14 protein-coding genes and 1 tRNA gene are annotated in these 22,628 nt (G+C 67.4%); 7 read left to right on the top strand and 8 right to left on the bottom strand.

Translation table 11 applies throughout. The features are described from left to right. Nucleotides 1-197 precede the first annotated feature (197 nt). Genes OCK02_RS17255 through OCK02_RS17275 form a run of 5 tightly spaced genes read left to right on the top strand, consistent with a single transcriptional unit; the run spans nt 198 to nt 11,033 of the window. Complete coding sequence (locus OCK02_RS17255; protein WP_318530139.1) at nt 198-5,672, top strand: DUF4082 domain-containing protein; 5,475 nt, start codon at nt 198-200, stop codon at nt 5,670-5,672. Between the two features lie 8 nt (nt 5,673-5,680). Continuing rightward, on the top strand, nt 5,681-6,904 hold the full coding sequence (locus OCK02_RS17260) for a GTP-binding protein (RefSeq protein ID WP_263814107.1): 1,224 nt from the start codon (nt 5,681-5,683) through the stop codon (nt 6,902-6,904). A gap of 31 nt (nt 6,905-6,935) precedes the next feature. Then, complete coding sequence (locus OCK02_RS17265) at nt 6,936-7,244, top strand: hypothetical protein (RefSeq protein WP_263814108.1); 309 nt, start codon at nt 6,936-6,938, stop codon at nt 7,242-7,244. Between the two features lie 22 nt (nt 7,245-7,266). Continuing rightward, the gene (locus OCK02_RS17270) at nt 7,267-9,411 is read left to right on the top strand and encodes a peptidase domain-containing ABC transporter (protein ID WP_263814109.1); all 2,145 of its coding nucleotides are present in this window, start codon (nt 7,267-7,269) and stop codon (nt 9,409-9,411) included. After that, nucleotides 9,408-11,033 (top strand): HlyD family type I secretion periplasmic adaptor subunit, encoded by a 1,626-nt coding sequence (locus OCK02_RS17275; RefSeq protein ID WP_263814110.1) that lies wholly within the window; start codon nt 9,408-9,410, stop codon nt 11,031-11,033. The genes OCK02_RS17270 and OCK02_RS17275 overlap by 4 nt, the downstream gene beginning before the upstream one ends. A 124-nt stretch (nt 11,034-11,157) precedes the next feature. On the opposite strand, the gene OCK02_RS17280 is transcribed toward OCK02_RS17275, so the two are convergent. The 6 genes from OCK02_RS17280 to OCK02_RS17305 all read right to left on the bottom strand — a co-directional run bounded on the left by OCK02_RS17280 (nt 11,158) and on the right by OCK02_RS17305 (nt 16,786). Then, complete coding sequence (locus OCK02_RS17280; protein ID WP_263814111.1) at nt 11,158-11,799, bottom strand: Isoquinoline 1-oxidoreductase subunit; 642 nt, start codon at nt 11,797-11,799, stop codon at nt 11,158-11,160. A gap of 2 nt (nt 11,800-11,801) precedes the next feature. Next, complete coding sequence (locus OCK02_RS17285; protein ID WP_263814112.1) at nt 11,802-13,955, bottom strand: xanthine dehydrogenase family protein molybdopterin-binding subunit; 2,154 nt, start codon at nt 13,953-13,955, stop codon at nt 11,802-11,804. Between the two features lie 5 nt (nt 13,956-13,960). After that, the gene (locus tag OCK02_RS17290) at nt 13,961-14,419 is read right to left on the bottom strand and encodes a (2Fe-2S)-binding protein (protein ID WP_263814113.1); all 459 of its coding nucleotides are present in this window, start codon (nt 14,417-14,419) and stop codon (nt 13,961-13,963) included. A 193-nt stretch (nt 14,420-14,612) separates the two neighbouring features. Then, complete coding sequence (locus OCK02_RS17295; protein WP_230809180.1) at nt 14,613-15,332, bottom strand: SDR family NAD(P)-dependent oxidoreductase; 720 nt, start codon at nt 15,330-15,332, stop codon at nt 14,613-14,615. A gap of 58 nt (nt 15,333-15,390) precedes the next feature. Continuing rightward, entirely contained in the window at nt 15,391-15,840 is a 450-nt protein-coding gene (locus OCK02_RS17300; protein WP_263814114.1) for a putative quinol monooxygenase, read from the bottom strand. Between the two features lie 106 nt (nt 15,841-15,946). Beyond that, on the bottom strand, nt 15,947-16,786 hold the full coding sequence (locus OCK02_RS17305) for a VOC family protein (RefSeq protein WP_263814115.1): 840 nt from the start codon (nt 16,784-16,786) through the stop codon (nt 15,947-15,949). A 191-nt stretch (nt 16,787-16,977) separates the two neighbouring features. Here OCK02_RS17305 and OCK02_RS17310 point away from each other — a divergent pair, with 191 nt between their 5' ends. After that, nucleotides 16,978-18,141, top strand: coding sequence for an MFS transporter (locus OCK02_RS17310; RefSeq protein ID WP_263814116.1), 1,164 nt, complete (start codon nt 16,978-16,980; stop codon nt 18,139-18,141). Between the two features lie 102 nt (nt 18,142-18,243). On the opposite strand, the gene OCK02_RS17315 is transcribed toward OCK02_RS17310, so the two are convergent. Both OCK02_RS17315 and OCK02_RS17320 read right to left on the bottom strand, forming a co-directional pair. Further along, on the bottom strand, nt 18,244-21,222 hold the full coding sequence (locus OCK02_RS17315; protein ID WP_263814117.1) for an ATP-binding protein: 2,979 nt from the start codon (nt 21,220-21,222) through the stop codon (nt 18,244-18,246). Between the two features lie 193 nt (nt 21,223-21,415). Beyond that, a tRNA-Ile gene (locus OCK02_RS17320) sits at nt 21,416-21,491 on the bottom strand. 141 nt (nt 21,492-21,632) lie between these two features. Between OCK02_RS17320 and OCK02_RS17325 the strand changes: the two genes are divergently transcribed. Further along, complete coding sequence (locus OCK02_RS17325) at nt 21,633-22,379, top strand: SIMPL domain-containing protein (RefSeq protein ID WP_263814118.1); 747 nt, start codon at nt 21,633-21,635, stop codon at nt 22,377-22,379. The last annotated feature ends 249 nt before the right edge of the window (nt 22,380-22,628 follow it).

Genomic DNA, 22,628 nt, shown 5'->3' on the forward strand with positions numbered 1-22,628 from the left:
CCCATCCACCGCATGCGCAAGGCTGCGCCGCCTACTCCCTGGACGCGCTTCGCGCGCGCTTTGCAGCGGCAGGGGGAATGCACCTAGTCAAATAGGGGGAGACCCCGCGCCGCCAGGTACTACCGATTGCGGTAGTTTGTCGGCGCCCAAATGTCGGCAGAATGATCTCCGGGCAAAGACAAAGCGCGGGGGCATCGATGTTCAGGTTTCAGATCAAGAACCATGACCTGCTGAGCATGTCGGGCGGTTCGGCAAGAACCTATGTCGGCACCACCAACGGCACGCTGCCGGCTGGCGCGAACACCGACCATTCCGCCGGTACGCCGGCCGCGCACGGGGCGCAGACGGCCGGCGACGCAGGCTTCGGACCGGCGCTGGGACGCGCACTGCAGCCGATCGCATCCGCCCTGTCCTTCGCGTCTAGCCTGGACTTCTCCTCGGGAACGCCGGCTGCACCGTTGCCCGGCGGTCCGGCCATCGCAAGCCCGGTCTCCCTCTGGTCCTACGTCTTCAGTGCGCCTTTGGGCGACTGGAGTTCCCTGAAGCCCTCGGGCGATGCCGGGGGGCGGCCCGGTGCTACGGATGCCGGCGGCAAGCCGGCCCTCTCCCCCTTCGGCGCGGCCTCGAAACCGGCGGATGCGGCAGGTCCCGCGAACACGCCGGCCGCTACCGGTGCAACGACCCCGCAGGCCTCCGCCACGCCGGCCATGAAGGTTCCGACGGGGCAGACGCCCGGCAATCCGGAGGGGACGGATAGCTCCACCACCTCGACCGAGTCCCTCTCCCCGACCACGCAGGGGAGCACGCTCGAGGGCAGCGACAAGGAGACCATCGCACCGGAAATGACCGCCGGCACGGCCGGCGCGGAAATGCCGGGCCAACAGACGGCGTCCTTGTCGGCCACGGGCGCGCAGGCTCCCGCATCAGCGCCGGACGCCACGACTGCCGAAGACGGCGGCGCCGCAACACTTGCAGCCGCCGCCGCGGTGCCGAACAAGATCGCGCTCGAGAACATGAAGGAGGGCAACCCCTATTCGGAATGGAGCATCGAGGGCGACGGCGACGCCACCATCCAGGGGTTTGCGACCGAGATCAGCACCAATATCGGCGGCACGGTCGACTTCAAGATCGCGACCGATTCCACGAACTACCGCATCGATATCTACCGGCTCGGCTACTATGGCGGCGACGGCGCCCGCCTGGTCGATTCCATCCAGAAATCGCTGACCACGGCGCAGGTGCAGCCGCACCCGATCGTCGACATGTCGATCGGCCTCATCGATGCCGGCAACTGGGACGTGTCGGCGAGCTGGGAGATCCCCGACGACGCCGTCTCCGGCGTCTACATCGCCAAGCTCGTGCGCCTCGATGGCAGCGAGGGCGCGAGCCACATCCCCTTCGTCGTGCGCGACGACGCCTCGACCAGCGACATCGTCTTCCAGACCTCGGACACCACCTGGCAGGCCTACAATGCCTGGGGCGGCGCCAGCCTCTACTTCGGCGAGGTCCCCGTCGATCCCGCCGACATGATCGGCTACCTGCCGCCGAACTGTAGCTGCGGCGTGACCGCCATCGGCCGCGCATCCGCCGTCAGCTACAACCGCCCGATCGTCACCAATACGAGCCCGATCGGCGGCACCCACGACTTCGTCTTCGGCGTCGAGCACTCCGCCATCCAGTGGCTGGAGCAGAACGGTTATGACGTCTCCTACATCTCCGGCGTCGATTCCAGCCGCAACGGCCAGATGATCCTCAACCATGACGCCTTCCTCTCGGTCGGCCATGACGAGTACTGGTCCGCCGAGCAACGCGCGGCTGTCGAACAGGCACGCGATTCCGGCGTCAACCTCGCCTTCTGGGGCGGGAACGACATGTACTGGAAGATCCGCTGGGAAGACAGCATCGACGGCAACGGCACGCCCTACCGCACGATGGTCTGCTACAAGGAGACCTGGGGCACCAGCACCGACCCGAGCGACACCGGCACCGGCACCTGGCGCGACCCGCGCTACGCCGACCCCGGCCAGAAGCCGGAAAACGCGCTGATCGGCACGATGTTCACCGTCGACAGCTATCGCAGCGACGAGATCACCGTCGGCTACGATTTCTCCAACCTGCGCTTCTGGCGCGACACCGACATTGCCGACCTGCAGCCCGGCCAGACCTACACCATGCCGAAGAACATCCTCGGCTACGAGTGGAATTCCGACGTCGAGAACGGCTTCAGGCCGGCCGGCCTCGTCAACCTGTCGCTGTCGACCGTCTCTGTGGAATCCTACCTGCGCGACTACGGCACGACCGTCGGCGATGCGGTCGTCGAGCACAGCCTGACCATGTACCGCGCCGAAAGCGGCGCGCTCGTCTTCAGCGCCGGAACGGTGTTCTGGTCCTGGGGCCTGAACGACCAGCATTCCGGCCCCTACATGGAGACGGACAGGAACGTCCAGCAGTCGATGGTCAACATGTTCGCCGACATGGGCATCCAGCCGACGACGCTGGTCTCCAGCCTGATCCTGGCATCGGAATCGACCGATACGCTTCGACCGACCTCGACCATCACCACGCCGGTGGTCGGCGCAACCTTCATCGAGGGCCAGCACGTGACCGTCACCGGCACCGCGGCCGATCTCGGCGGCGGCGTCATCGCCGGCGTGGAGATCTCCACCGATGGCGGCCAGAGCTGGTTCAAGGCCACCGGCCGCGAGAACTGGAGCTTCAACTGGGTGGTCCAGGCGAGTGGCACCTACACGATCATGTCGCGCGCGGTCGACGACAGCCTGAACCTGGAGACGCCGGGTGCCGGCAAGCAGGTCACCGTCAACCTGCCCTCCAACACCGTCAGCCTGTGGACGCAGGCGTCGAAGCCCGCGATGGAAACGACGATCGACCGCGACGGCGTCGAGGTCGGCCTGCGCTTCGAGACGACGACCAACGGCACCATCGAGGGCATCCGCTTCTACAAGGGCTTCTATAACACCGGCAGCCACCGGGTCAGCCTCTGGGACGAGGCCGGCAACCGGATCGCCACCGGCATCTCCACCAACGAATCGATCACCGGCTGGCAGACGGTCAAGTTCTCGAGCCCCGTCCAGATCACCGCGGGTACGACCTACACCGCCTCCTACCATACCAAGGGCTACTACTCGTCGACGCTCGACTACTTCGACACCGGCTATCAGAACGGCTTCCTCAAGACGAATGCAAATGCCAGCGTCTATTCCTACACCGACACGCCCGGCACCTTCCCGGGCAGCATCGCGGACGGCCGGAACTACTGGGTCGACGTCCTCTTCAACCCCGGCGCGAACACAGCGCCGGTAGCCGTGGACGACAACGGCTTCACCATCGGCCGCAACGGCATGCTGACCCTGTCGATCGCGGCCCTGGTCGCCAACGACACGGATGCCAACGGCGATCAGCTGACGATCACCGCCGTGGGCGGCGCGGTCAACGGCACCGTCACCCTCAACACCCAGAACGGCACCGTCATCTTCCAGCCGAACGAGGGCTATTCCGGGCCGGCGAGCTTCACCTACACCGTCTCGGACGGGCGCAACGGCACCGACCAGGGCAGCGTCAGCCTCACGGTCGAGGAAGGCCCGAGCGGCGTCTCCCTGTTCAATCCCGGCGATACGCCGGTGGGACCGGTCTATGTCGAAGGCACCGGCGTCGAACTCGGCATGAAGTTCGTCGCCTCCTCGGCCGGCGAGATCACCGGCATCCGCTTCTACAAGGCCCCCGGCGATACCGGCACGCACACCGGCGCGCTCTATGACGCGAACGGAACCCGGATCGCCTCGGTGACGTTCACCAACGAATCGCTCAGCGGCTGGCAGACCGCCACGTTCTCGAACCCGATCCAGATCACCGCGGGCCAGACCTACACGGCCTCCTATCACAGCAGCAACGGCACCTACTACGCCACCGGCGGCTACTTCAGTTCGTCGCGCACGAACGGGCCGCTGACCGCCCCCTCCTCCGATTCTGTGGACGGCGGCAACGGCGTCTTCCGCTACGGCACCGGCGGGCTGGTCCCGACGCAGAGCTACAACGCGTCCAACTACTGGGTCGACGTCGTCTTCAAGCAGAGCACGGTCAACGCCGCGCCCGTCGCCGCAAACGACAATGGCTATGTCGCGACCTACAACACCGCGCTGTCGATCGGCGCGTCCCTGCTGCTGGCCAACGACAACGACCCGGATGGCGACGCCCTTGTCATCACCGGTGCCGGCAACGCCACGAACGGAACGGTCGCCTACAACAGCCAGACCAATTCGGTCGTCTTCACCCCCACGACCGGGCACACCGGAGCGGCGAGCTTCTCCTACACCGTCTCGGACGGCCGCGGCGGCACGGATACGGCGACCGTCAGCCTGACGGTGGCGCCGCAGTCGAACGCCACCAGCCTGTTCTCGCCCTCCGACACCCCGTCGGTAACGTCGAGTTCGGACACCACGCCGGTCGAGCTCGGCATGAAGTTCGTCTCCTCCTCGAGCGGCCAGATCACCGGCCTGCGCTACTACAAGAGCGCACAGGACAACGGCACCCATGTCGGTTCGCTCTGGACGGCCTCTGGCGACCTGATCACCTCGGCCACCTTCGTCAACGAGAGTGCGAGCGGCTGGCAGACCGTCCTGTTCTCGCAGCCGGTCACCATTTCGGCCGGGACCACCTACGTCGCGAGCTACCAGTCGAACGGCCGCTATGCGGTGACCCCGAACTACTTCACCACGACCCGGACCAATGGCGACCTCAGCGCGCCGTCGAGCGCCACGATCGGCGGCAACGGCGTCTTCGCCTACGGCTCCGGCAACGAATTCCCCAACCAGAGCTGGAATTCGTCGAACTACTGGGTCGACGTGCTCTACGAGCGCAACACCGTCAACACCGCGCCGGTCGCCGTGAACGATCCCGGCTACCAGACGCAGACCGGCACGCCGATCACGATCCAGGCCTCCGCCCTTCTCGGCAACGACACCGACGCCGACGGCGATCCGCTCACGATCACCGGCGTCTCCAATGCCGTCAACGGCCAGGTCTCGTTCGACAGCCAGGCGAACACGGTCACCTTCACCCCGACGGCCGGCCACCAGGGATCCGCGAGCTTCCGCTATGAGATCTCGGACGGCCAGGGGGGCGTGTCGTCGGCCCAGGTTTCGCTCAACGTCAACGCGCCGAACACCGACCAGACGATCTTCGCGAATTCCACCCCGACGATCGTCTCCGTCAACGACAACTCCCCGGTCAATCTCGGGATGAAATTCCAGGCGGACGTGGATGGCTGGATCACCGGCATCCGCTTCTACAAGGCCGCCAACAACACCGGCCCGCATACGGGCTACCTCTGGAGCGCGGACGGCGACCTGATCACCAGCGCCACCTTCACCAACGAGACGGCGAGCGGCTGGCAGCTGGCCGATCTCGCCCAGGACGTGGAGATCGACGCCAACACCACCTACATCGTCTCCTACAGCACCAACGGCAACTACTCGGCGACCGCCGGAGGCTTCAACTCCGAGGTTTCGAACGGCAACCTGCGCGCCCTCTCCTCCACGCTGAGCGGCGGCAACGGGGTCTATGCCTACGGGTCTTCGGGCGTGATGCCGGCCAGTTCCTACAACAGCACGAACTACTACGTCGACGTGGCCTTCCGGCCGCAGTTGGCGGCATGAGGAGGTCGATGGCGGTCTCGAAGGGCGACAATCGGCTCCCCGTCACCGTGCTTTCGGGGTTTCTGGGAGCCGGCAAGACGACGATCCTCAACCAGGCCCTGCGCAACCGCGAGGGGCGCCGCGTCGCAGTCATCGTCAACGACATGAGCGAGGTCAACATCGACGCTGACCTCGTGCGCGACGGCGGTGCCGGCCTGTCGCGCACCGACGAGACGCTGGTCGAACTGACCAACGGCTGCATCTGCTGCACCCTGCGCGACGATCTGCTGAAAGAGGTCCGCCGCCTCGCCGCCGAGGGCCGGTTCGACTACCTGCTGATCGAGGGAACCGGCATTGCCGAGCCCTTGCCGGTCGCCGCGACCTTCTCCTTCCGCGACGATGCGGGGCAGGCGCTCTGCGACGTGGCGCGGCTGGACACGATGGTCACCGTCGTCGACGCGGCCAGCCTGCTCTCCGACTACCGCAGCACGGACTTCCTGCGCGACCGCGGCGAGACGCGCGACGATGCAGACACCCGCTCCCTTGTCGACCTGCTCGTCGAGCAGATCGAATTCGCCGACGTCGTCGTCGTCAACAAGGTTTCCGAGGTCGCCGCCGGCATGCGGGCCGAGATCCGCCGGGTCATCGCCGCGCTCAACCCCGACGCCCGCGTCGTCGAGGCGGACTACGGCCGCATTCCGCTGCAGGTGATCCTCGATACCGGCCTCTTCAGCGAGGCGAAGTCGGCACGGCATCCGTTCTGGCACAAGGAACTCTTCGGCTGGGGCGACCATGTGCCGGAGACCGAGGAATACGGGATTGCGAGCTTCGTCTACCGCGCAAGGCGCCCGTTCGATCCGGCGCGGTTCCACGCCTTCCTGGCGCTGGAGCGGCCCGGCCTCCTGCGCGCCAAGGGACACTTCTGGCTCGCCAGCCGCCCGGACTGGATCGGCCTCCTGTCGATCGCCGGCACGCAGGTCCGCGCCGAGCCGAAGGGGATGTGGTGGGCGAGCGTGCCGCGCGCGCACTGGCCCCGCCACCCGCAGTTCCAGGAGATGCTGCAACGGCACTGGACCCCCGCCTGGGGCGACCGGCGCCAGGAGCTCGTCTTCATCGGCAGCGGCATGTCCGAGGACGCCATCCGGCAATCGCTCGATGATTGCCTGACCGGCGAGGACACCGGATACGACCCGCGCCTCGCGCGCGGGCTCTTCGACCCCTTCCCCGTGTGGGGACACGATCATGTCGCCTGAGCGACGCGACGCAACAACCAAGGAGGCCCAAATGTCCAGCGAACTCTATTCCGACGGCATCGGCGAGATCACCGTCACCGGCACCATCGTCCGCATCGACCTGATGTCGCTGTCCGCCACCGAGCGCGACGCCAACAACAATCCCGTCCCCGTCTTTCGCCAGCGTATCGTCATGCCCGTCGATGCCTTCGCCAACGCCGTGGACCTGATGCAGAAGGCGCTGGGCGGGCTGGTGGAGGCCGGCGCCGTCCGCCGCGTCGGCGACGTGCCGAATGTGCAGGCGGCCGAGGCCGCGCAGAAGGGCCAGCCGACGTCGAACGCATCGCCCAACTTCAACTAGACCCGTCCGGGGCCGCAACGGCATGACCAAGAACCCGCATACGAACCTGCAGTGCCTGGTGCTGGTGGCCCGCCATCACGGCGTCGACCTTTCGCCCGAGCGGCTGATGCACGACTATGCCGTGGGCGACGCTCCCGTCACCCGGCGCCAGATGCTGCGCATGGCCAAGGACGCGGGACTGCGGGCGCGCCACGTCACCCTCGACTGGGACGGGCTGTTCGGGCTCGGCGAGGCGTTTCCCGTCATCGCCGAGCTGGAAAACGGCAACTGGGTCCTGATCGCCGGCGCCGGCGGCGAGGGCGACAACCGGATGATCCGGGTCCTCGACCCGCTCGCCGAGCGTCCGGAGTTCATGCTGCTGGAGAAGAAGCGGTTCCTGCGGTCCTGGCACGGCTCGGTCATCCTCGCCAAGCGCAGCTACCGCATGTCCGAAGTCGACCAGCCGTTCGGCTTCCGCTGGTTCATACCCGAGATCATCCGCCAGCGCAGCCTCTTCCGCGACGTGGCGCTCGCGGCGCTGGTGCTCTACGGGCTGGGGCTCGCGACCCCGATCTTCTTCCAGCTCGTGATCGACAAGGTGCTGGTGCACCAGAGCTATGCGACGCTGACGGTGCTGACGATCGGCATTGCGATTGCGCTCGTCTTCGACGCCGCCTTCACCTTCCTCAGGCGATACCTGCTGCTCTACGCGACGAACAAGATCGACATCAAGATCGCCACCCGCACCTTCGGCCACCTCTTGAACCTACCCGTCGCCCTCTTCGAGCAGACCTCGGCCGGCGTGCTCGTCAAGCACATGCAGCAGACGGGCCGCATTCGCGAATTTCTCACCGGCCGCCTGTTCCTGACGCTGCTGGACGGGCTCTCCCTCTTCGTCTTCGTGCCGATCCTCTTCCTCTACAGCGTCAAGCTGACCCTCGTCGTACTCGCCTTTGCCGGCCTCGTCGGCCTCGTCGTCATGCTCCTGGTCGGCCCGTTCAACCGCCGCCTGCAGGCGCTCTACCAGGCCGAGGGCGAGCGCCAGGCGCTGCTGGTCGAGACGGTGCACGGCATGCGCACCGTCAAGTCGCTGGCGCTGGAGCCCCGCCAGCGCAAGGTCTGGGACGACAGCTCCGCCCAGTCCATCTCCGTGCGCTTCCGTGTCGACCAGATCTCGGCGATCGCCCAGTCGCTCATCGGGCTGGTGGAAAAGCTGATGAGCGTCGCCATCATCGGGCTCGGCGCGCTCGACGTCTTCGGCGGCGCCATGACCATCGGCGCGCTCGTCGCCTTCAACATGCTTGCCGGTCGGGTCTCCGGGCCGCTCGTGCAGATCGTCACCATGGTGCACGAGTACCAGGAGGTGGCGCTGTCGGTGCGCATGCTGGGCGAGATCATGAACCAGCGGCCGGAGCAGTATGGCCGCGGGCGCGGCATGCGGCCGGAGCTGCACGGCCGCATCGAGTTCGACAACGTCACCTTCCGCTACGGCCCGGACGGCCCGCCGGCGCTGGATGCCGTCTCCTTCACCGTCCCGGCCGGCTCGGTCTTCGGCATCGTCGGCAAGAGCGGCTCGGGCAAGACCACCGTCACCCGGCTGATTCAGGGCCTCTACCAGAACCAGCAGGGGATCGTGCGCATCGACGGCTACGACAGCCGCGAGATCGACCTGGTCCACCTGCGCACCAGCATCGGCGTGGTGCTGCAGGACAACTTCCTGTTCCGCGGCACCGTCCGCGACAACATCGCCGCCGCAAGGCCCGACGCCAGCATCGAGGAGATCGTCGAGGTCGCGCACATGGCCGGCGCCGAGGAGTTCATCGAGCGGCTGCCGCGCGGCTTCGAGACGATGCTGGAGGAAAACGGCTCGAACCTGTCCGGCGGCCAGAAGCAGCGCCTCGCCATCGCCCGCGCGCTGCTCACCAATCCGAAGCTCCTGATCTTCGACGAGGCGACCAGCGCGCTCGATCCCGACAGCGAGGCCATCATCCGCCAGAACCTCAGCCGGATCGCCGCGGGCCGAACCGTCATCATCGTCTCCCACCGCCTTTCCACGCTCGTCGACGCCGATGCCATCCTCGTCGTCGATCGCGGCAAGGTCGCCGACATCGGCCGGCACGACCAGCTCGTCTCGCGCTGCATGACCTACCGGCACCTGTGGAGCCAGCAGACGAGGCAGGTCGCATGAGAAAGAGAACCGGACCTCAAGGGAAGCCCCCCTCGAACGGTGCCGCCCCGGACGACAGACCGGGCGTCGGCAAGCCGGACGCGGACCGACCGCAGGAGCAGGGGCCGGGCGAAGGCGGGCCGGTTGAAGTCAGCGCAGTCGAAGTCGGTTCGATCGAAGCTGCGGCCGGAAAAGTCGAAGACGGCGAAGCCAGTGCCGACGAGAGCAAGCCGGACGGAGACGACCGGGCAGACGAGAAGATCAACCTGCCCGTTCCGGTCAGACAGCCCGGCACCGAGCTCGTCATCCGGCGCACGCTGCCGCCGGTCATCGCCGAGTTCCAGAGCGACGCGGTGGAACTGGAAGAGCGCGTACCGCCGCGCATCGCAAGGCTGACGCTCTACGGCATCACCGCGCTGATCGCCGCCGCCATCACCTGGGCGAGCCTGTCGGAGATCGACGAGGTGGTGGTGGCACCCGGCAAGCTGATCACCACCCGGCCCACGATCGTCGTCCAGCCGATCGAGACGTCGATCGTCCGCACCATCGATGTCGCCCAGGGCGATACCGTGCGCGCCGGCCAGGTGCTGGCGACCTTCGACCCGACCTTCAGCCAGGCCGACGTCGACCTGCAGCGCACCAAGTTCGCCGCCCTCGACGCGCAGGCGAACCGGCTTGCCGCGGAGCTCAGCGGCGAGGACTATGCGAAGTCTGCCGGCTTCTCTCCCGACGAGCGGCTGCAACTGCAGCTCTTCGGCCAGCGCCTCGCCTTCCACACCGCGCAGTTGCAGAATTTCGACCACCAGATCGCCGGCCAGAACGCCACCCTCGTCGCCAGCGCCAACCAGCAGCACATCCTCGCCAGCCGCAAGCAGAACCTGGCCGAGATCGAGGCGGCGCGCGAGCTTCTGTGGCGGACCGACAGCGGCTCACGCATCAATTTTCTCGGCGCGCGCGACGCGCGGCTCGACGTCGAATCCGACCTGTCGCAATTGCAGGGCCAGGCGGCGGAGGCCGTCCATGCGCTGGCCAAGCTCAGGGCCGACCGCCAGGCCTTCATCGAGGATTTCCGTCGCACCACCATGGAGCAGCTGGTCGAGACGAAGACCCAGCGCGACGCCGCCGCCGAGGAACTGAAGAAGATGGAGCGCCGCCGCGACATGGTCGAGATGCGGGCGCCGGCCGATGCGGTCGTGCTCGACATGGCGCAGCGCTCTGTGGGATCGGTCGTGCGCGAGGCCGAGCCGATGGTGACGCTCGTCCCGCTCGACGCGCCGCTGGAAGCCGAGATCTCGATCAATTCCCGTGACATCGGCCAGGTCACCGCCGACAAGGACGCGCGCATCAAGTTCGACGCCTATCCGTTCCAGAAATACGGCACGGTCAACGGCAGCATCCGCACGGTCAGCCGCGACGCGTTCAGCCCGAGCCAGCAGGAAACCGCCGCGGGCCAGCCACCCACGCCCTATTTCAAGGCGCGCATCCCGCTGGCCGACACCGAACTCCACTATGCCGGCCAACCCGTCCGGCTGCTTCCGGGCATGACCGTATCGGCCGAAATCAAGGTCGGCCGCCGCACCGTCATCTCCTATTTCCTCTATCCCCTCGTCCGCGGCCTGGACACCGCCCTGCGCGAGCCCTGACGATCGGCTCTCGCCGGGGACGAACAAACAGAAGCACGCCTCTCACGATCGCGCAGCGTTATCGCGAACCGCGCACGATCGAAATACGCGAGGACAAGAGCGGTTCAGAAGACGCGAGGTTGCCTCAGTCGGGACACTCGGCCCCGGTCGCGACCCACGCGTCGATCAGGGCGGCAAGGGCTTCCTGCGAACCCGGAGGCGTACTCCTGCCCTCGCCCGGATGCCAGGCCCAGCCGACCAGATGGTCCTCGCCCATATGGCGCACGAGGTCGGCATGCGTGCGATCGCCGTTCCGCTCCGGATCCTTCACCTGCCGGCAGATCTCGCCGACCGTCAGCCCCTGCCAGGCCATGCTGGCCGGTGCCAGCGACCAATGGGCATTGCCCGGAATGGACTTCAGCCGGCTGCCGACGATCGGACGGTTCTCGTCGCCGTGGCAGGCGCTGCAGGCGAGTCCGGCCGGACCCACGGAACTTTCGGCCGCGATCATCAGCGGCACATGCGGATGCAGGTCCTCGCCCTGGGTGGGGCTGCGCGTCGCCGGATGGCAGTTGATGCAGCGCGGATGCGTCAACACCCGGCTGGCCTCCACGAAGATCGCTTTCGAGCGCGCGCCGGTGTCGGCGATGGTCTCGAAGTCGGAGGCCGCCTTGAGGGGGCCGCCATCCGACGTCTCGGCGTAGCTGCTCAGGGGGCCCATGCCGGCGGCGACGCCGACGGCGGCCAGAACGGCAAGAAGCGGCATTGCAATTGCCTTGCTGGCCATGGTCATACCCTCCGCAATTCGCCCTGGTCGATCGGGAGCGTCCGCAGCCGCTTGCCGGTCGCCACGAACAGCGCATTGAGGAGTGCGGGCGCCACGCCCGGGGTGCCGATCTCCCCGATGCCGCCCGGCGCCTCCGAACTCGGCACGATGTGCACCTCGATCTTCGGTGTCTCGTAGATCCTGAGAACGGGAGAATCGTCGAAGTTGCCCTCCACGACGGCGCCATTCTGGACCGTGATGCGCCCATAAAGGGCAGCGCTCAGGCCATAGACGATACCGCTCTGGATCTGCGCCTCCACCGTGTCCGGATTGATGACCTGGCCGCAATCGACGGCGCAGACGATGCGGTCGATCCTGATACTTCCGTCCGCGGCGATCCCGGCTTCGGCGATCATCGCGGCAAAGCTGCCGAAATCCTCTGCGACGGCGATGCCTCTGCCCATCCCTTGCGCCGGCGCGCTCGACCAGCCCACCTTCTCGGCCGCGAGATCAAGTGCACCCAGGAGACGCGGCTTGTGCTGGAGCAGCCGGCGGCGGTATTCGAGCGGATCGATGCCGGCAAGATGGGCCAGTTCGTCGATCCCGCCCTCGACCGGCGGGATGTTGCGCGTGGCGCCGACGCCGCGCCAGTTGCCCGTCAGCATGCCGTCTGGCGCCTCGTGCCGCACGAAGTCGGTATGTTTGTTGACGATGGCATAGGGCGTCTCCGCACCCGCCATGATGTCGAGGTCGATGCCGTCGCGCGTGAAGGCGGGCAGCCAGCGCGCCATGACGGCAGGGCCGATGACACGGTGACGCCACGACGCGGGCAGGCCGTCGGCCCCCAGGGTCGCGGTGACCTTGCTGTAGTTGAGGTAGCGATAACAGTCGTGGCGGATGTCTTCCTCGCGGCTCCAGGTCACCTTGACCGGGCCGTCGACCTGCTGCGCGATCTTCGCCGCCACGATGACGCCGTCGACGTCCAGCCTACGGCCGAAGCCACCGCCCAAAAGGTGGTTGTGCACCACGACCTTCTCCACCGGCAGCCCGGTGACATCGGCCACCGCCTGCCTTGCCCGCCCCATGACCTGCGTGCCCACCCAGACCTCGCAGCCGTCGCTGCGGACATGGAGCGTGCAGTTCATCGGCTCCATCGCCGTATGCGTCAGGATCGGCAGGCGATAGACGAATTCATGGACCGGCCCGTGCTCGGCCTCCGCCTTTTCGACATCGCCCTCGTTGATATGCGGCAGGGCGCTGCCCTCGATCGCATCCTCGATGCGCCCTTCAAGATCGGCGAGCGTAAGGGCGCCGTTCGGGCCCGGGTCCCACTCGATGGAAAGAGCGGCGAGCCCCTTGCGGGCGGCGCCGGTATTGTCGGCCACGACGGCAACGGCGTCCTCGACCCGCACGACCTGCCTGACGCCCTTGACCGCCAGTGCGGGCGCATCCTCGAGCGCGCGCAGCTTGCCCCCGAAATGGGGACAGAGCGCGATCGCCGCATAGGAGACGCCGTCTGGGCGGGCATCGATCCCGAACATGGCCGTACCGTTGACCTTCTCGGGACTGTCAAGCCGCCGGAGGGACTGGCCGATCACCTTGAAACTGGTCGCAGGCTTCAGCGGCACCTCCTGCGGGACCGCCTGCGCCGCTGCCGCCTCGACCAGGCTGCCATAGGCGGCGCGGCGGTTGCTTGCGGCATGGACGACGTGCCCGGCCTCGGCCGTGCAGGTCTCCGGCGCCACGTCCCAGCCGCGCGCGGCGGCATTCACCAGCATGACGCGCGCGGTGGCGCCGGCCTTGCGCATCTGCTCGTAGACGCCGCGGATGGCCAGCGAGCCTCCGGTGATCTGGTCGCCGAGCAGGGGGTTTGCATATCGCGCCGGATCGGCGGGCGCATGCTCCAGTTCCACCTGGTCGAGGGAGACTTCCAGTTCCTCGGCCAGAAGCATCGCCACGGCCGTGTAGATGCCCTGCCCCATCTCCACCGAGGGCATGACGAACACGATCTTGCCCTCGGGCGGGATGCGGATGAAGGCACCGGCCTCGAAGGCCTCCGGTGCGGCGGATGAAGGGGTGGGCCTGAGGCCGATGACGAGGCCTGCGGCGGTCAGGGATGCGCCGATCAGGAAATGGCGGCGCGATACGGGAAGGGTGACCTTGTCGTGGATGGACATCGCGCTCACCTCTCCGCGGCGGCCAGCTTGATCGCGGCCCGGATGCGCGGATAGGTCCCGCATCGACAGATGTTTCCGGCCATGACCGCGTCGATATCGTCGTCGGTCGGCGAGGGATTGGCGGCAATCAGCGCTGTGGCCGACATGATCTGCCCGGACTGGCAGTAACCGCACTGAACGACGTCGATGTCGAGCCAGGCCTTCTGCACCCGCGCCCCCTCCGCAGTCTCGCCGATCGCCTCGATCGTCGTGATCGCCTTGGACACGGCGTCGGACACCGGCATCACGCATGAGCGGACAGGCATGCCGTCGACATGCACCGTGCAGGCCCCGCACATGGCGATGCCGCAGCCGAATTTCGTTCCGGTGAGCCCTATGGTGTCGCGCAGGACCCACAAAAGCGGAATATCGCCGTCTACATCGATGGAATAGGACTTACCATTGACTTGAAGATCGTATGACATGTGGAATATCGGCAAATAGCCGCCCCCTGGGGATCCATGCCGCGCCGGCAAAATAGCACAACTCCGGCGCGACGGAGCGCTAACAATATTGTGAAATCCGGACGCCCGTTGGCGCTTGCAAGTCACCGTTTGGCCATATTTCGAGCAGCCCGGAATTTGCCCGCCGCCGCGACGCCTGAAGCCGGCCGGGCGGCTATTGCGCCAGGTAGCCGCCGTCGATCACCAGTTCGGTGCCGGTGACGTAGCTTGCCTCGTCGGAGGCGAGGAACAGGCAGCCATAGGCGATCTCCATCGGCGTGCCGCCGCGCTTCATCGGCGTCGCCGCGATGACCGCATCGTTGAGGTCCTGCGCCTGCGCGTCCGTCAGCGGCGTATGGATGAAGCCCGGATGCACCGAGTTGACCCGAATCCCGTCGGAAACATAGGTCATCGCCGCGTTCTTCGACATGTTGCGGACGGCCCCCTTGGCGGCGTGATAGGAATGCGCGCCGGCGACCGCAGCACTGCCCCAGATCGAGGAGACGTTGACGATCGAGCCGGACTGCTGCTTGCGCATGACGCGCACCGCCTCCCGCATGCCGAGAAACACGCCGGTCTGGTCGACCGCGATCATCTTCAGCCAGTCCTTCATCTCCAGCTTGTCCAGCGGTTCGTAGGCGATGATGCCGGCATTGTTGATCAGCACGTCCAGCCGTCCGTGCTTCCGGACGATCGCGGCGACGACCGTAGCCCACTGTTCCTCGCTGGTGACGTCGAGCTTCATCGCCTCGGTCGCCTTGGGATAGGGCTTTTCCGGCTGCTTGATGTCGCCCGCAACCACGATGGCGCCTTCGCTTTCGAACAGTTCCGCGACGGCGTGGCCGATGCCGCCCGCAGAGCCCGTGACCAATGCAACCTTGCCCTTGAGTCTCATCTCGAAGCTCCCTTCGGTTTGGTGCGTCCTGCGCCGACAATGGGCCGGGCGCGCTGCCCTAGTTGCCGTCCGGCGCGAGGATCTCCATGCGCATCACCTTCACGCCGCCGTCGGCCAGTTCGGGCAGCCTGGCAAACCAGTCCTGCACATAGGGCATGGCGTTGTGGGCCTCGAAGTCGGCCTCGTTGGCGAAGATCTCGTAGAAGATGAAGTGCCCGGGGCTCTCGTGGTTCTCCTGCAGGAAATAGACGATGTTCGCGGGATCGCCGCGGACGAGATCGATCAGCGGGAGCGTGATCGCGCGCAGTTCGGCCTCCTTGCCCGGCTTGGCCCGGACCTCGGCAACGATCGAATAGGCTCCGCCGGCGACATTTGCATAGCCGCCGCCGGGCCCCTGGCCGGAACCGTCCTGTGCCGTCGCCGCGCCCGCGGCGGGAAACAGGCCGGCGAGCAGGACGGCGCCCGCGATAAGGCGGGCCGGAGTGTGCAGCCGCAGCGTCGTGGTCATCTCGTTTCTCCCTGTTCCGTATCCAGTGTCCCGTGTCTGGTGTCCCGTCGAGGGCAGCAGGGCGATCCGGACCGGACCGCCACAGGCCGGATACGCCTATTGCGCCTCAGAGGCCCAGATGGGCCTGAAGCGCATCGGCGAACCGTTTCTTCACCGGTCCGATCGCCTTGACGAATTCGAGCTGCTCGCCCTCCGGGCCCTTGCAGTAGATCAGTTCCCAGCCGTCAGAGGGCGCAACCGTCACCTTGTTGGTGTTGGCGCTCATGGGCGCCGCCCTTCGCTCGTCTTCGGTGGAAACGCGGATGATGCGGTTGGCCCGCACCTGCGTCATGCCGCGCCTGGCGGATTCCGCCTCGAGATCGGCGATGAACTGGTTGAAGTCGACATCGTCGCCGACATGGAAGCAGATGTGCATCATCCGCGGGAACGCCGGGCTCATGTGTTCCACCGGCTCGGCGAAAGCCTTGGGACCGCCCATCGGCTGGTCGGCGTCGCGATACTGCAGAAGCTCGATCACGACGTTGTCGAACTGGATGAAGCGGACATCGAGCCGCTGGGCCCCGCCCCTCAGGTCGGGCACGCCGATCGTCCGCGGGTTGACGCCGAGCTCGTTCGCCAGGATCTCCTGGTCGGCCAGCAGCGTGTTCTGGACGGCGTCGCCCTGGAAGTCGCCGTGGCGAAAGACTTCCGTCCCGCCGAGGACCGCCGTGTAGAACTCGTAGGCGCGCTCCATGTTCTGCACGGTCAGGCCGAAATGCTGCACGCCCTGGAGCCGGCCGCCCAGCGAATTCGGATCGCGGCTTGCGGCCGGCGTTTCCTCGGCCGACGCCGCCGTGCCGGCCGCAAGCGCGGCGGCAATTCCGCCGATCGCGGCGCCTCCGGCGGCGCACAGGATGGCGCGGCGCTCCGGGTCATCCGGTTGGACGGCTGCTGGCTGCTGAGACATCGTCGCCTCCTGTCGGTCTTGGGGAACTGTCCGGATGCTAGCGCAGCCGCCGGCGCAAGGGTTGTTAAGAACGGTGAAATTTGGTGAACTGCCTGCGGTCCGGTCGGCACGACCAAGGCCTCTGCGAACCACACGGCAAGGGCGGTCGGGACATGGATACGGACGCGGGGCGGGGCCGACGGATTGCAATCGTGCTGGGTTCCGGCGCCGGGATGTATCTCAGCATCGGCATCGTGCTGATCTACGGCTTCAGCGTCTTCATCGTGCCGATCGCGGACGACACCGGCTGGGACCGGACGCTGGTGGCTGCCGTCGTCGCGCCGATCGCCATCGTCAACGGCCTGATGTCGCCGGTCGTGGGCGCGCTGACGGATCGCTTCGGCCCGCGCCGGGTGCTCACCTTCTCCTCCGTGTCAATGGCGGTCGGCCTGATCTCGATCGGGATCGTCTCGCACAGCCTGCCGGCCTTCACCGCCGCCGTCGTCGCAGCGAGCCTGCTGGGCGCCGCACAGACCGGCGTGCCCTATACCTATGTGATCGTCGGCTGGTTCAGCGCCCGGCGGGGCCTCGCGCTGGGCGTCATGCTCTCCTTCGTCGGGCTCGGGATCGCCACCGTTCCGCCGGCCCTTGCGCTCCTGATTTCGCAATGGGGCTGGCGCTCCGCCTTCATGGCGGCCGGCCTCGTGTCGATGGCGATCACCCTTCCGGTCGCGCTCTTCGTCATTCGCGACCCGCCCGTACCGAGGTCGCCCGACCGCGCCGGGGTCGAGGGCGAAACCGTTCGCCAGGCGGTGGGGACGGCGAGCTTCTGGCTGATGCTGGGTGCGTTCTTTCTCAACTACTTCGCCGCCGCCGCCGGATCCATTTCGCTGCCCGTCGTGCTGGCCGACCGCGGCGCCGATCCGGCAGAGGCGGCCCTGGTCATGAGCCTCGTGGGGCTGGCCTTCATCGTCATGCGCCTCGGCTTCGGGGCCCTGCTCGACCGGTTTCCCCCGGTTCCGTTGACGAGCCTTGCCTTTCTGTCGCCGCTTGCCGGCCACCTGGTCCTGGCGAATTCCGACAGCCAGGTCCCGGTCTACGTCAGCGCCGTCATCTTCGGGCTGGCCACGGGAGCGGAAGGCGACGCCATCGGCTTCCTTCTGGCGAGACGCTTCAGGATGCGAAGCTTCGGCAAGCTCTACGGCATCAACTACATGGCCCTGACCATCGGCGCCGGCCTCGGCCCGGCCTCGCTGCACGTCATGGCCGCCGAAGGCACGCGCTACGCCGAGACCTTCACCACCTTTGCCGCCATCGCCGCGATCGCCCCGATCCTGCTGATGCTGGACAGGCGCACGCGATCGCTGACCCGATAGAAGACAGTGTGCAGCGGGTTTGCGACGGCGACATGCGTAAGGTCAAAGGACCGAAGCGCGGGAGCGAACCCGAAAGAGCGCGGCGCGCTTTGGATCCTGCGCTCAAGGACGGGCAAGCATATGCCTGCCGCGGCGGGCCCCGGAGACGCCCGCACCTCTCTCGCGTCCCTCCCCGGCGGCATCGAGAAGCGCGCGCGCCGCAAGCAGGTCGCGGGTGGCAAACCCTTCCGTAAAGCGCCGATGGATCGGCGCCAGAAGGCCGACCGCCTTTTCGCCCCGGCCCGCGGCAAGCCAATGCCCGGCAAGCCCCGTGGCCGTGCGCAATTCCCAAGACAGCGCACCCTGCCCGCGCGCCAGGTCGAGGGCCTGCACGAAGAGCGCCTCCCCGCCCTCCGTCGACCGGCCGGGGCCTTCCTTGAGCGACAGTTCCGCCTTGATCCGCAGCAGTTCCGGCATGCACCAGATCTCTCCCGTCGATGCCGAAAGCGCGATCGCCTCGTCGATCGCCGCCTGCGCCGCCGCAATCTCTCCGTGATCGCCCAGCCCCGCCGCATAGACGCCGACGTAGAAGGGACCGCGCATGCGGAAACCGACCGCGAAAAGCTCGTCGAGCGCGCCTCTCAGAAGGGCCAACCCGGCAGCATCGCCCCCCTGAAGGAGCCAGTCGGCGCGCAGGCAGCGCGCCATGGCGCTCCAGATCGTCATGGCGTGCCGGGCCACATGCGCCTCGATGGCGGCGAGCATCCGCTCCGCACCGGCAAGATCCCCCGTCAGAAGCGCGATCGGGCAGGTCGTGTGGACGAGGGCGTTGCAGAGCGCCAGCGCATGCTCCGCCGCCCGCGCCTCCTCCAGCTGGCGCTGCGCCATGGCGACCGCCTTGTCGGGGTGCCCCTGCAGCCAGAGGATGTTCGCAAGCGTTCCCCGCGCCGCCGACCGCGGATCGAGCTGGAAGCGCGCAATGTCCGAGCGGGCGACCGGGGGCGCGTAGAGGGCGATCATGCGTTCGAGGTGACGCCGCGCGCCGGCGAGTTCTCCCAGGTAGCGCAGGGCCGTGCCCGCCTGCCTGTCGACGTTGGTGCAGGCGGCGAGGTCGCCGCGATCGCTCGCCAGCTTCCTGATCCTTTCGGCCATCGCCAGCGCCGCGTGGTGATCGCCCGTCCAGGTGTGGTAGTCGCACAGTCCCCAGAGGCAGCCGAGCGCGCATTCGGCGTCGCCCAGCGTCTCGGCACAGGCGAGCGCCGTCGTCCAGGCCGCCTTGACCTCGGGAAGCGGACCGCTCGTATGAAGCAGCGTGGTGCCGAGCGCGAGCTGCAGCTTCATGTCGTCGCGGACGCTGCGGAACCGGGCAAAGGCAGGGTCGAGCGCGCGCTCGACGCCGGCGCGGCCCTCCTCCACCAGCGACAGGTTCTCCCAGAACGGGATCGCCGCGACCGTGAGCGCGATGCCGGTGGCGATGCTGCGGTTTCCGGAAAACGCCCAGCTCAGGGCGCCGCGAATGTCGTCGACCTTGCGCCCGTATTCGGCAAGCCACTGGGCGGTCGGCCGGATCCTCCATTCCGCCCCCGCGCGTTCGCCAAGGGCCAGCAGATGCTCGGCATGGCGCTGGCGGAGCCAATCGAGCTCGCCGCTCTCGGCCAGTTTCTGCAGCGCGTAGCGGCGGGTCGTATCGAGCAGCCGGTACTGCGTGCCGAATTCTCCCCGCTCGGTCGAAACCAGCGATTTCGCAACGAGGCTGGCGACGCCGTGAATGCATTCGGCGCGGGCGCGGCCCTTGTCGAGCACGACCGTGCAGGCCGATTCCAGGCTGAAGGCGCCGGCGAAGACCGAAAGGCGTCGCAGAAGCATGCGCTCGGGTTCGGCAAGAAGGCCATAGCTCCAGTCCAGCGTCGCAGCCAGGGTATGATGGCGGCTGTGGCCCGATCGCCTGCCGCCCAGCACATGGGACTGATCGGAAAGGAGCCCCACGAGTTCGCGGGGACTGAACGCATCCAGCCGCGGTGCGGCGAGTTCGATCGCGAGCGCCAGGCCGTCCAGCCTGCGGCAGATCTCCGCCACGTCCGGCGCATTGCCGTCGTCGAGCGCGAACGCGCCGAAGCTGCCGCCGGCGCGCTCGACAAAAAGCTCGACCGCCGGGAACGCCAGCGCCCGGGCCGCCGAAAGGCCGCAACCCTCGAGCGGCGTGTCCAGCGGCGGCAGGCGATAGACCTGTTCTCCCGGGGTCCCGGTCGGCTCGCGGCTCGTGGCGAGAATGCGCACCCCGGCCGCCGCGGCAAGCAACATGCCGGCGCAGGCCGCAACCGCCTCGACCAGATGCTCGCAATTGTCGAGCACGAGCAGGAACGCCCGGTCGGCCGCAAAGGCTGTAAGCGCAGCGCCGATATGCGCCGAATGCACCCGCAGCCCGATCGCAGCCGCAATCGAGGTCGGCACCAGCGCCGCATCGTTCACGGTCGCGAGATCGACGAACCAGACACCATGCTCATAGGCCGCGGTGCCGGAGCCCTCAGCGCTGGAAACCTCAGTACCGGCCTCCTCCGTGCCGACACCGTCCGTGGCGCATCCTGCCGCCAGCCGCTCGGCGACGGCAAGCGCCAACCTGGTCTTGCCGATCCCTCCGGGACCCACGATCGTCAGCAGCCGCGAGGCCTCAAGGGCGCGCAGGACCGCCGCCACCGCGTCGTCCCGGCCCACGAGGCGACCGGTCGAGACCGGCAGATTATGAGCTCGGCCATCCTGGGACCCTGCTGGAACCGCGATCCCGCCCTGCCCCGACACATCCACGGGCGCGACGAAACGATAGCCGCGGCCGCTCACCGTCGCGATATAAGACGCCCCGTTCGCCCCGTCGCCGAGCGCCCGGCGCAGCGCTGCGACGTTGACCTTGAGGTTGCTCTGTTCGACGAAGGTCTCCGGCCAGGCCCGCGCCTCGAGCTCGGCTTTGCTCAGAAGCTCGCCGGGACGCTCCACCAGCGCCGCCAGGATCTCCAGCGCCCGGCTCCCGACCCGGACAGCCGCCTCCCCCCGCCTCAGCGACTGCCGCGCAGGAACAAGGACGAATGGCCCGAAGGAATAGGAACGCACGATCAAAACTCCGCACGCGAATGAACAGACCTCCCCGGCCCCTGAACGACGGCTTAACGAAACCGCTCACAGCCTACCCTGCGACAATAACGGCTATCGCACGGGAAAGACACTGTAAGGGCGGTATTGCGAGCGAACGCGGCGATCGACAAGATCGCCTCCGCGGCGCACGGGTGCGTGGAACAGAGAGTTTTGGTGGGCCCGGAGGGACTCGAACCCCCAACCAAGCGGTTATGAGCCGCCGGCTCTAACCATTGAGCTACAGGCCCTGCCGCCGGGGCGGCTCGGGGTCAATGGCGGCCCCGGGGAATTTCGTCTAGACGAAATCGTCGCGGCCGACAAGCGCCGCCGCAATGCTTACACAATCGCACTGGATGAAACGTGCGAGGACAACCAATGGGAGACCCCTTATGCTTCGAGTAGGATTTTCGCGTGCGCTGGCCGCCACCGCGCTGGCAGCGGCACTGACGGCGGCAGCCGCCGCACCGGTGCTGGCGCAGGAGACGCGGCCGCGCGAGCCCGTGATCACGGTGACCGGCGAAGGCCGCGCCGATGTCGCCCCCGACATGGCGGTCGTCGATCTCGGCGTCGTCAAGGACGGCAAGACCGCCCGCGAGGCGCTGGACGCCAACAATGCGGCCATGGCCGAAGTGATGAAGGCGCTGAAGGATGCAGGCATCGCCGAGCGCGACCTACAGACCTCCGGCTTCGTCATCAACCCGCAGTACCAGTTCCCGCAGGGCGACGGGAACGAGAACAAGCCGCCCGTGCTGGTCGGCTTCCAGGTCTCCAACATGCTGTCGGTGCGTATTCGCGACCTCGCGAAACTCGGCACCATCCTCGACCAGACCGTGACGCTCGGCGTCAACCAGAGCGGCGGCATCCGCTTCACCAACGACAAGCCGGAAGCTGCCATCAGCGAGGCGCGCAAGAAGGCCGTGGAAGACGGCATCGCCCGGGCGCGCGAACTGACATCCGCCGCCGGCATCGATATCGGCAAGGTGCTGGAGATCTCCGAGACCTCCTACCGCGCACAGCCCATGCCGATGATGCGCGCCGCGATGGCCAAGGACTTCGCCCCCGAGGCCGTGCCGGTCGCAGCCGGAGAGAACAGCTACTCCGTCACCGTCACCATGACCTTCGAATTGAAGAACTGACTTTACGCTGCGAGGGCGCCCGCAAGACGGCGCCCTCGATGGCATCCCCTCCCTGCGGAACGTGTCCGCAGCGCCCGGATGCATGCGTTGACCGCTGCCGGCGGCATCTATCGGTCGGATAACGGATCTCCCGGGCCGCTCGCCGTCTGCAGCTCATCCTGCGATGGCCAAGGACTTTGCCGCGAGACTGCTCCGGTCGCAGCCGGAGAGAACAGCTACTCCGTCATCGTCCCCATGACCTTCGAACTG

The organism is Rhizobium sp. TRM96647, assembly GCF_025780115.1.
Classification (GTDB): Bacteria; Pseudomonadota; Alphaproteobacteria; order Rhizobiales; family Rhizobiaceae; genus Mycoplana.

Coding starts and splice junctions, on each gene's coding strand:
- OCK02_RS17295 (WP_230809180.1), bottom strand. CDS start 15,332: ATGAGACTCAAGGGCAAGGTTGCATTGGTCACGGGCTCTGCGGGCGGC.
- OCK02_RS17270 (WP_263814109.1), top strand. CDS start 7,267: ATGACCAAGAACCCGCATACGAACCTGCAGTGCCTGGTGCTGGTGGCC.
- OCK02_RS17255 (WP_318530139.1), top strand. CDS start 198: ATGTTCAGGTTTCAGATCAAGAACCATGACCTGCTGAGCATGTCGGGC.
- OCK02_RS17260 (WP_263814107.1), top strand. CDS start 5,681: ATGGCGGTCTCGAAGGGCGACAATCGGCTCCCCGTCACCGTGCTTTCG.
- OCK02_RS17265 (WP_263814108.1), top strand. CDS start 6,936: ATGTCCAGCGAACTCTATTCCGACGGCATCGGCGAGATCACCGTCACC.
- OCK02_RS17305 (WP_263814115.1), bottom strand. CDS start 16,786: ATGTCTCAGCAGCCAGCAGCCGTCCAACCGGATGACCCGGAGCGCCGC.
- OCK02_RS17300 (WP_263814114.1), bottom strand. CDS start 15,840: ATGACCACGACGCTGCGGCTGCACACTCCGGCCCGCCTTATCGCGGGC.
- OCK02_RS17285 (WP_263814112.1), bottom strand. CDS start 13,955: ATGTCCATCCACGACAAGGTCACCCTTCCCGTATCGCGCCGCCATTTC.
- OCK02_RS17290 (WP_263814113.1), bottom strand. CDS start 14,419: ATGTCATACGATCTTCAAGTCAATGGTAAGTCCTATTCCATCGATGTA.
- OCK02_RS17325 (WP_263814118.1), top strand. CDS start 21,633: ATGCTTCGAGTAGGATTTTCGCGTGCGCTGGCCGCCACCGCGCTGGCA.
- OCK02_RS17275 (WP_263814110.1), top strand. CDS start 9,408: ATGAGAAAGAGAACCGGACCTCAAGGGAAGCCCCCCTCGAACGGTGCC.
- OCK02_RS17280 (WP_263814111.1), bottom strand. CDS start 11,799: ATGGCCAGCAAGGCAATTGCAATGCCGCTTCTTGCCGTTCTGGCCGCC.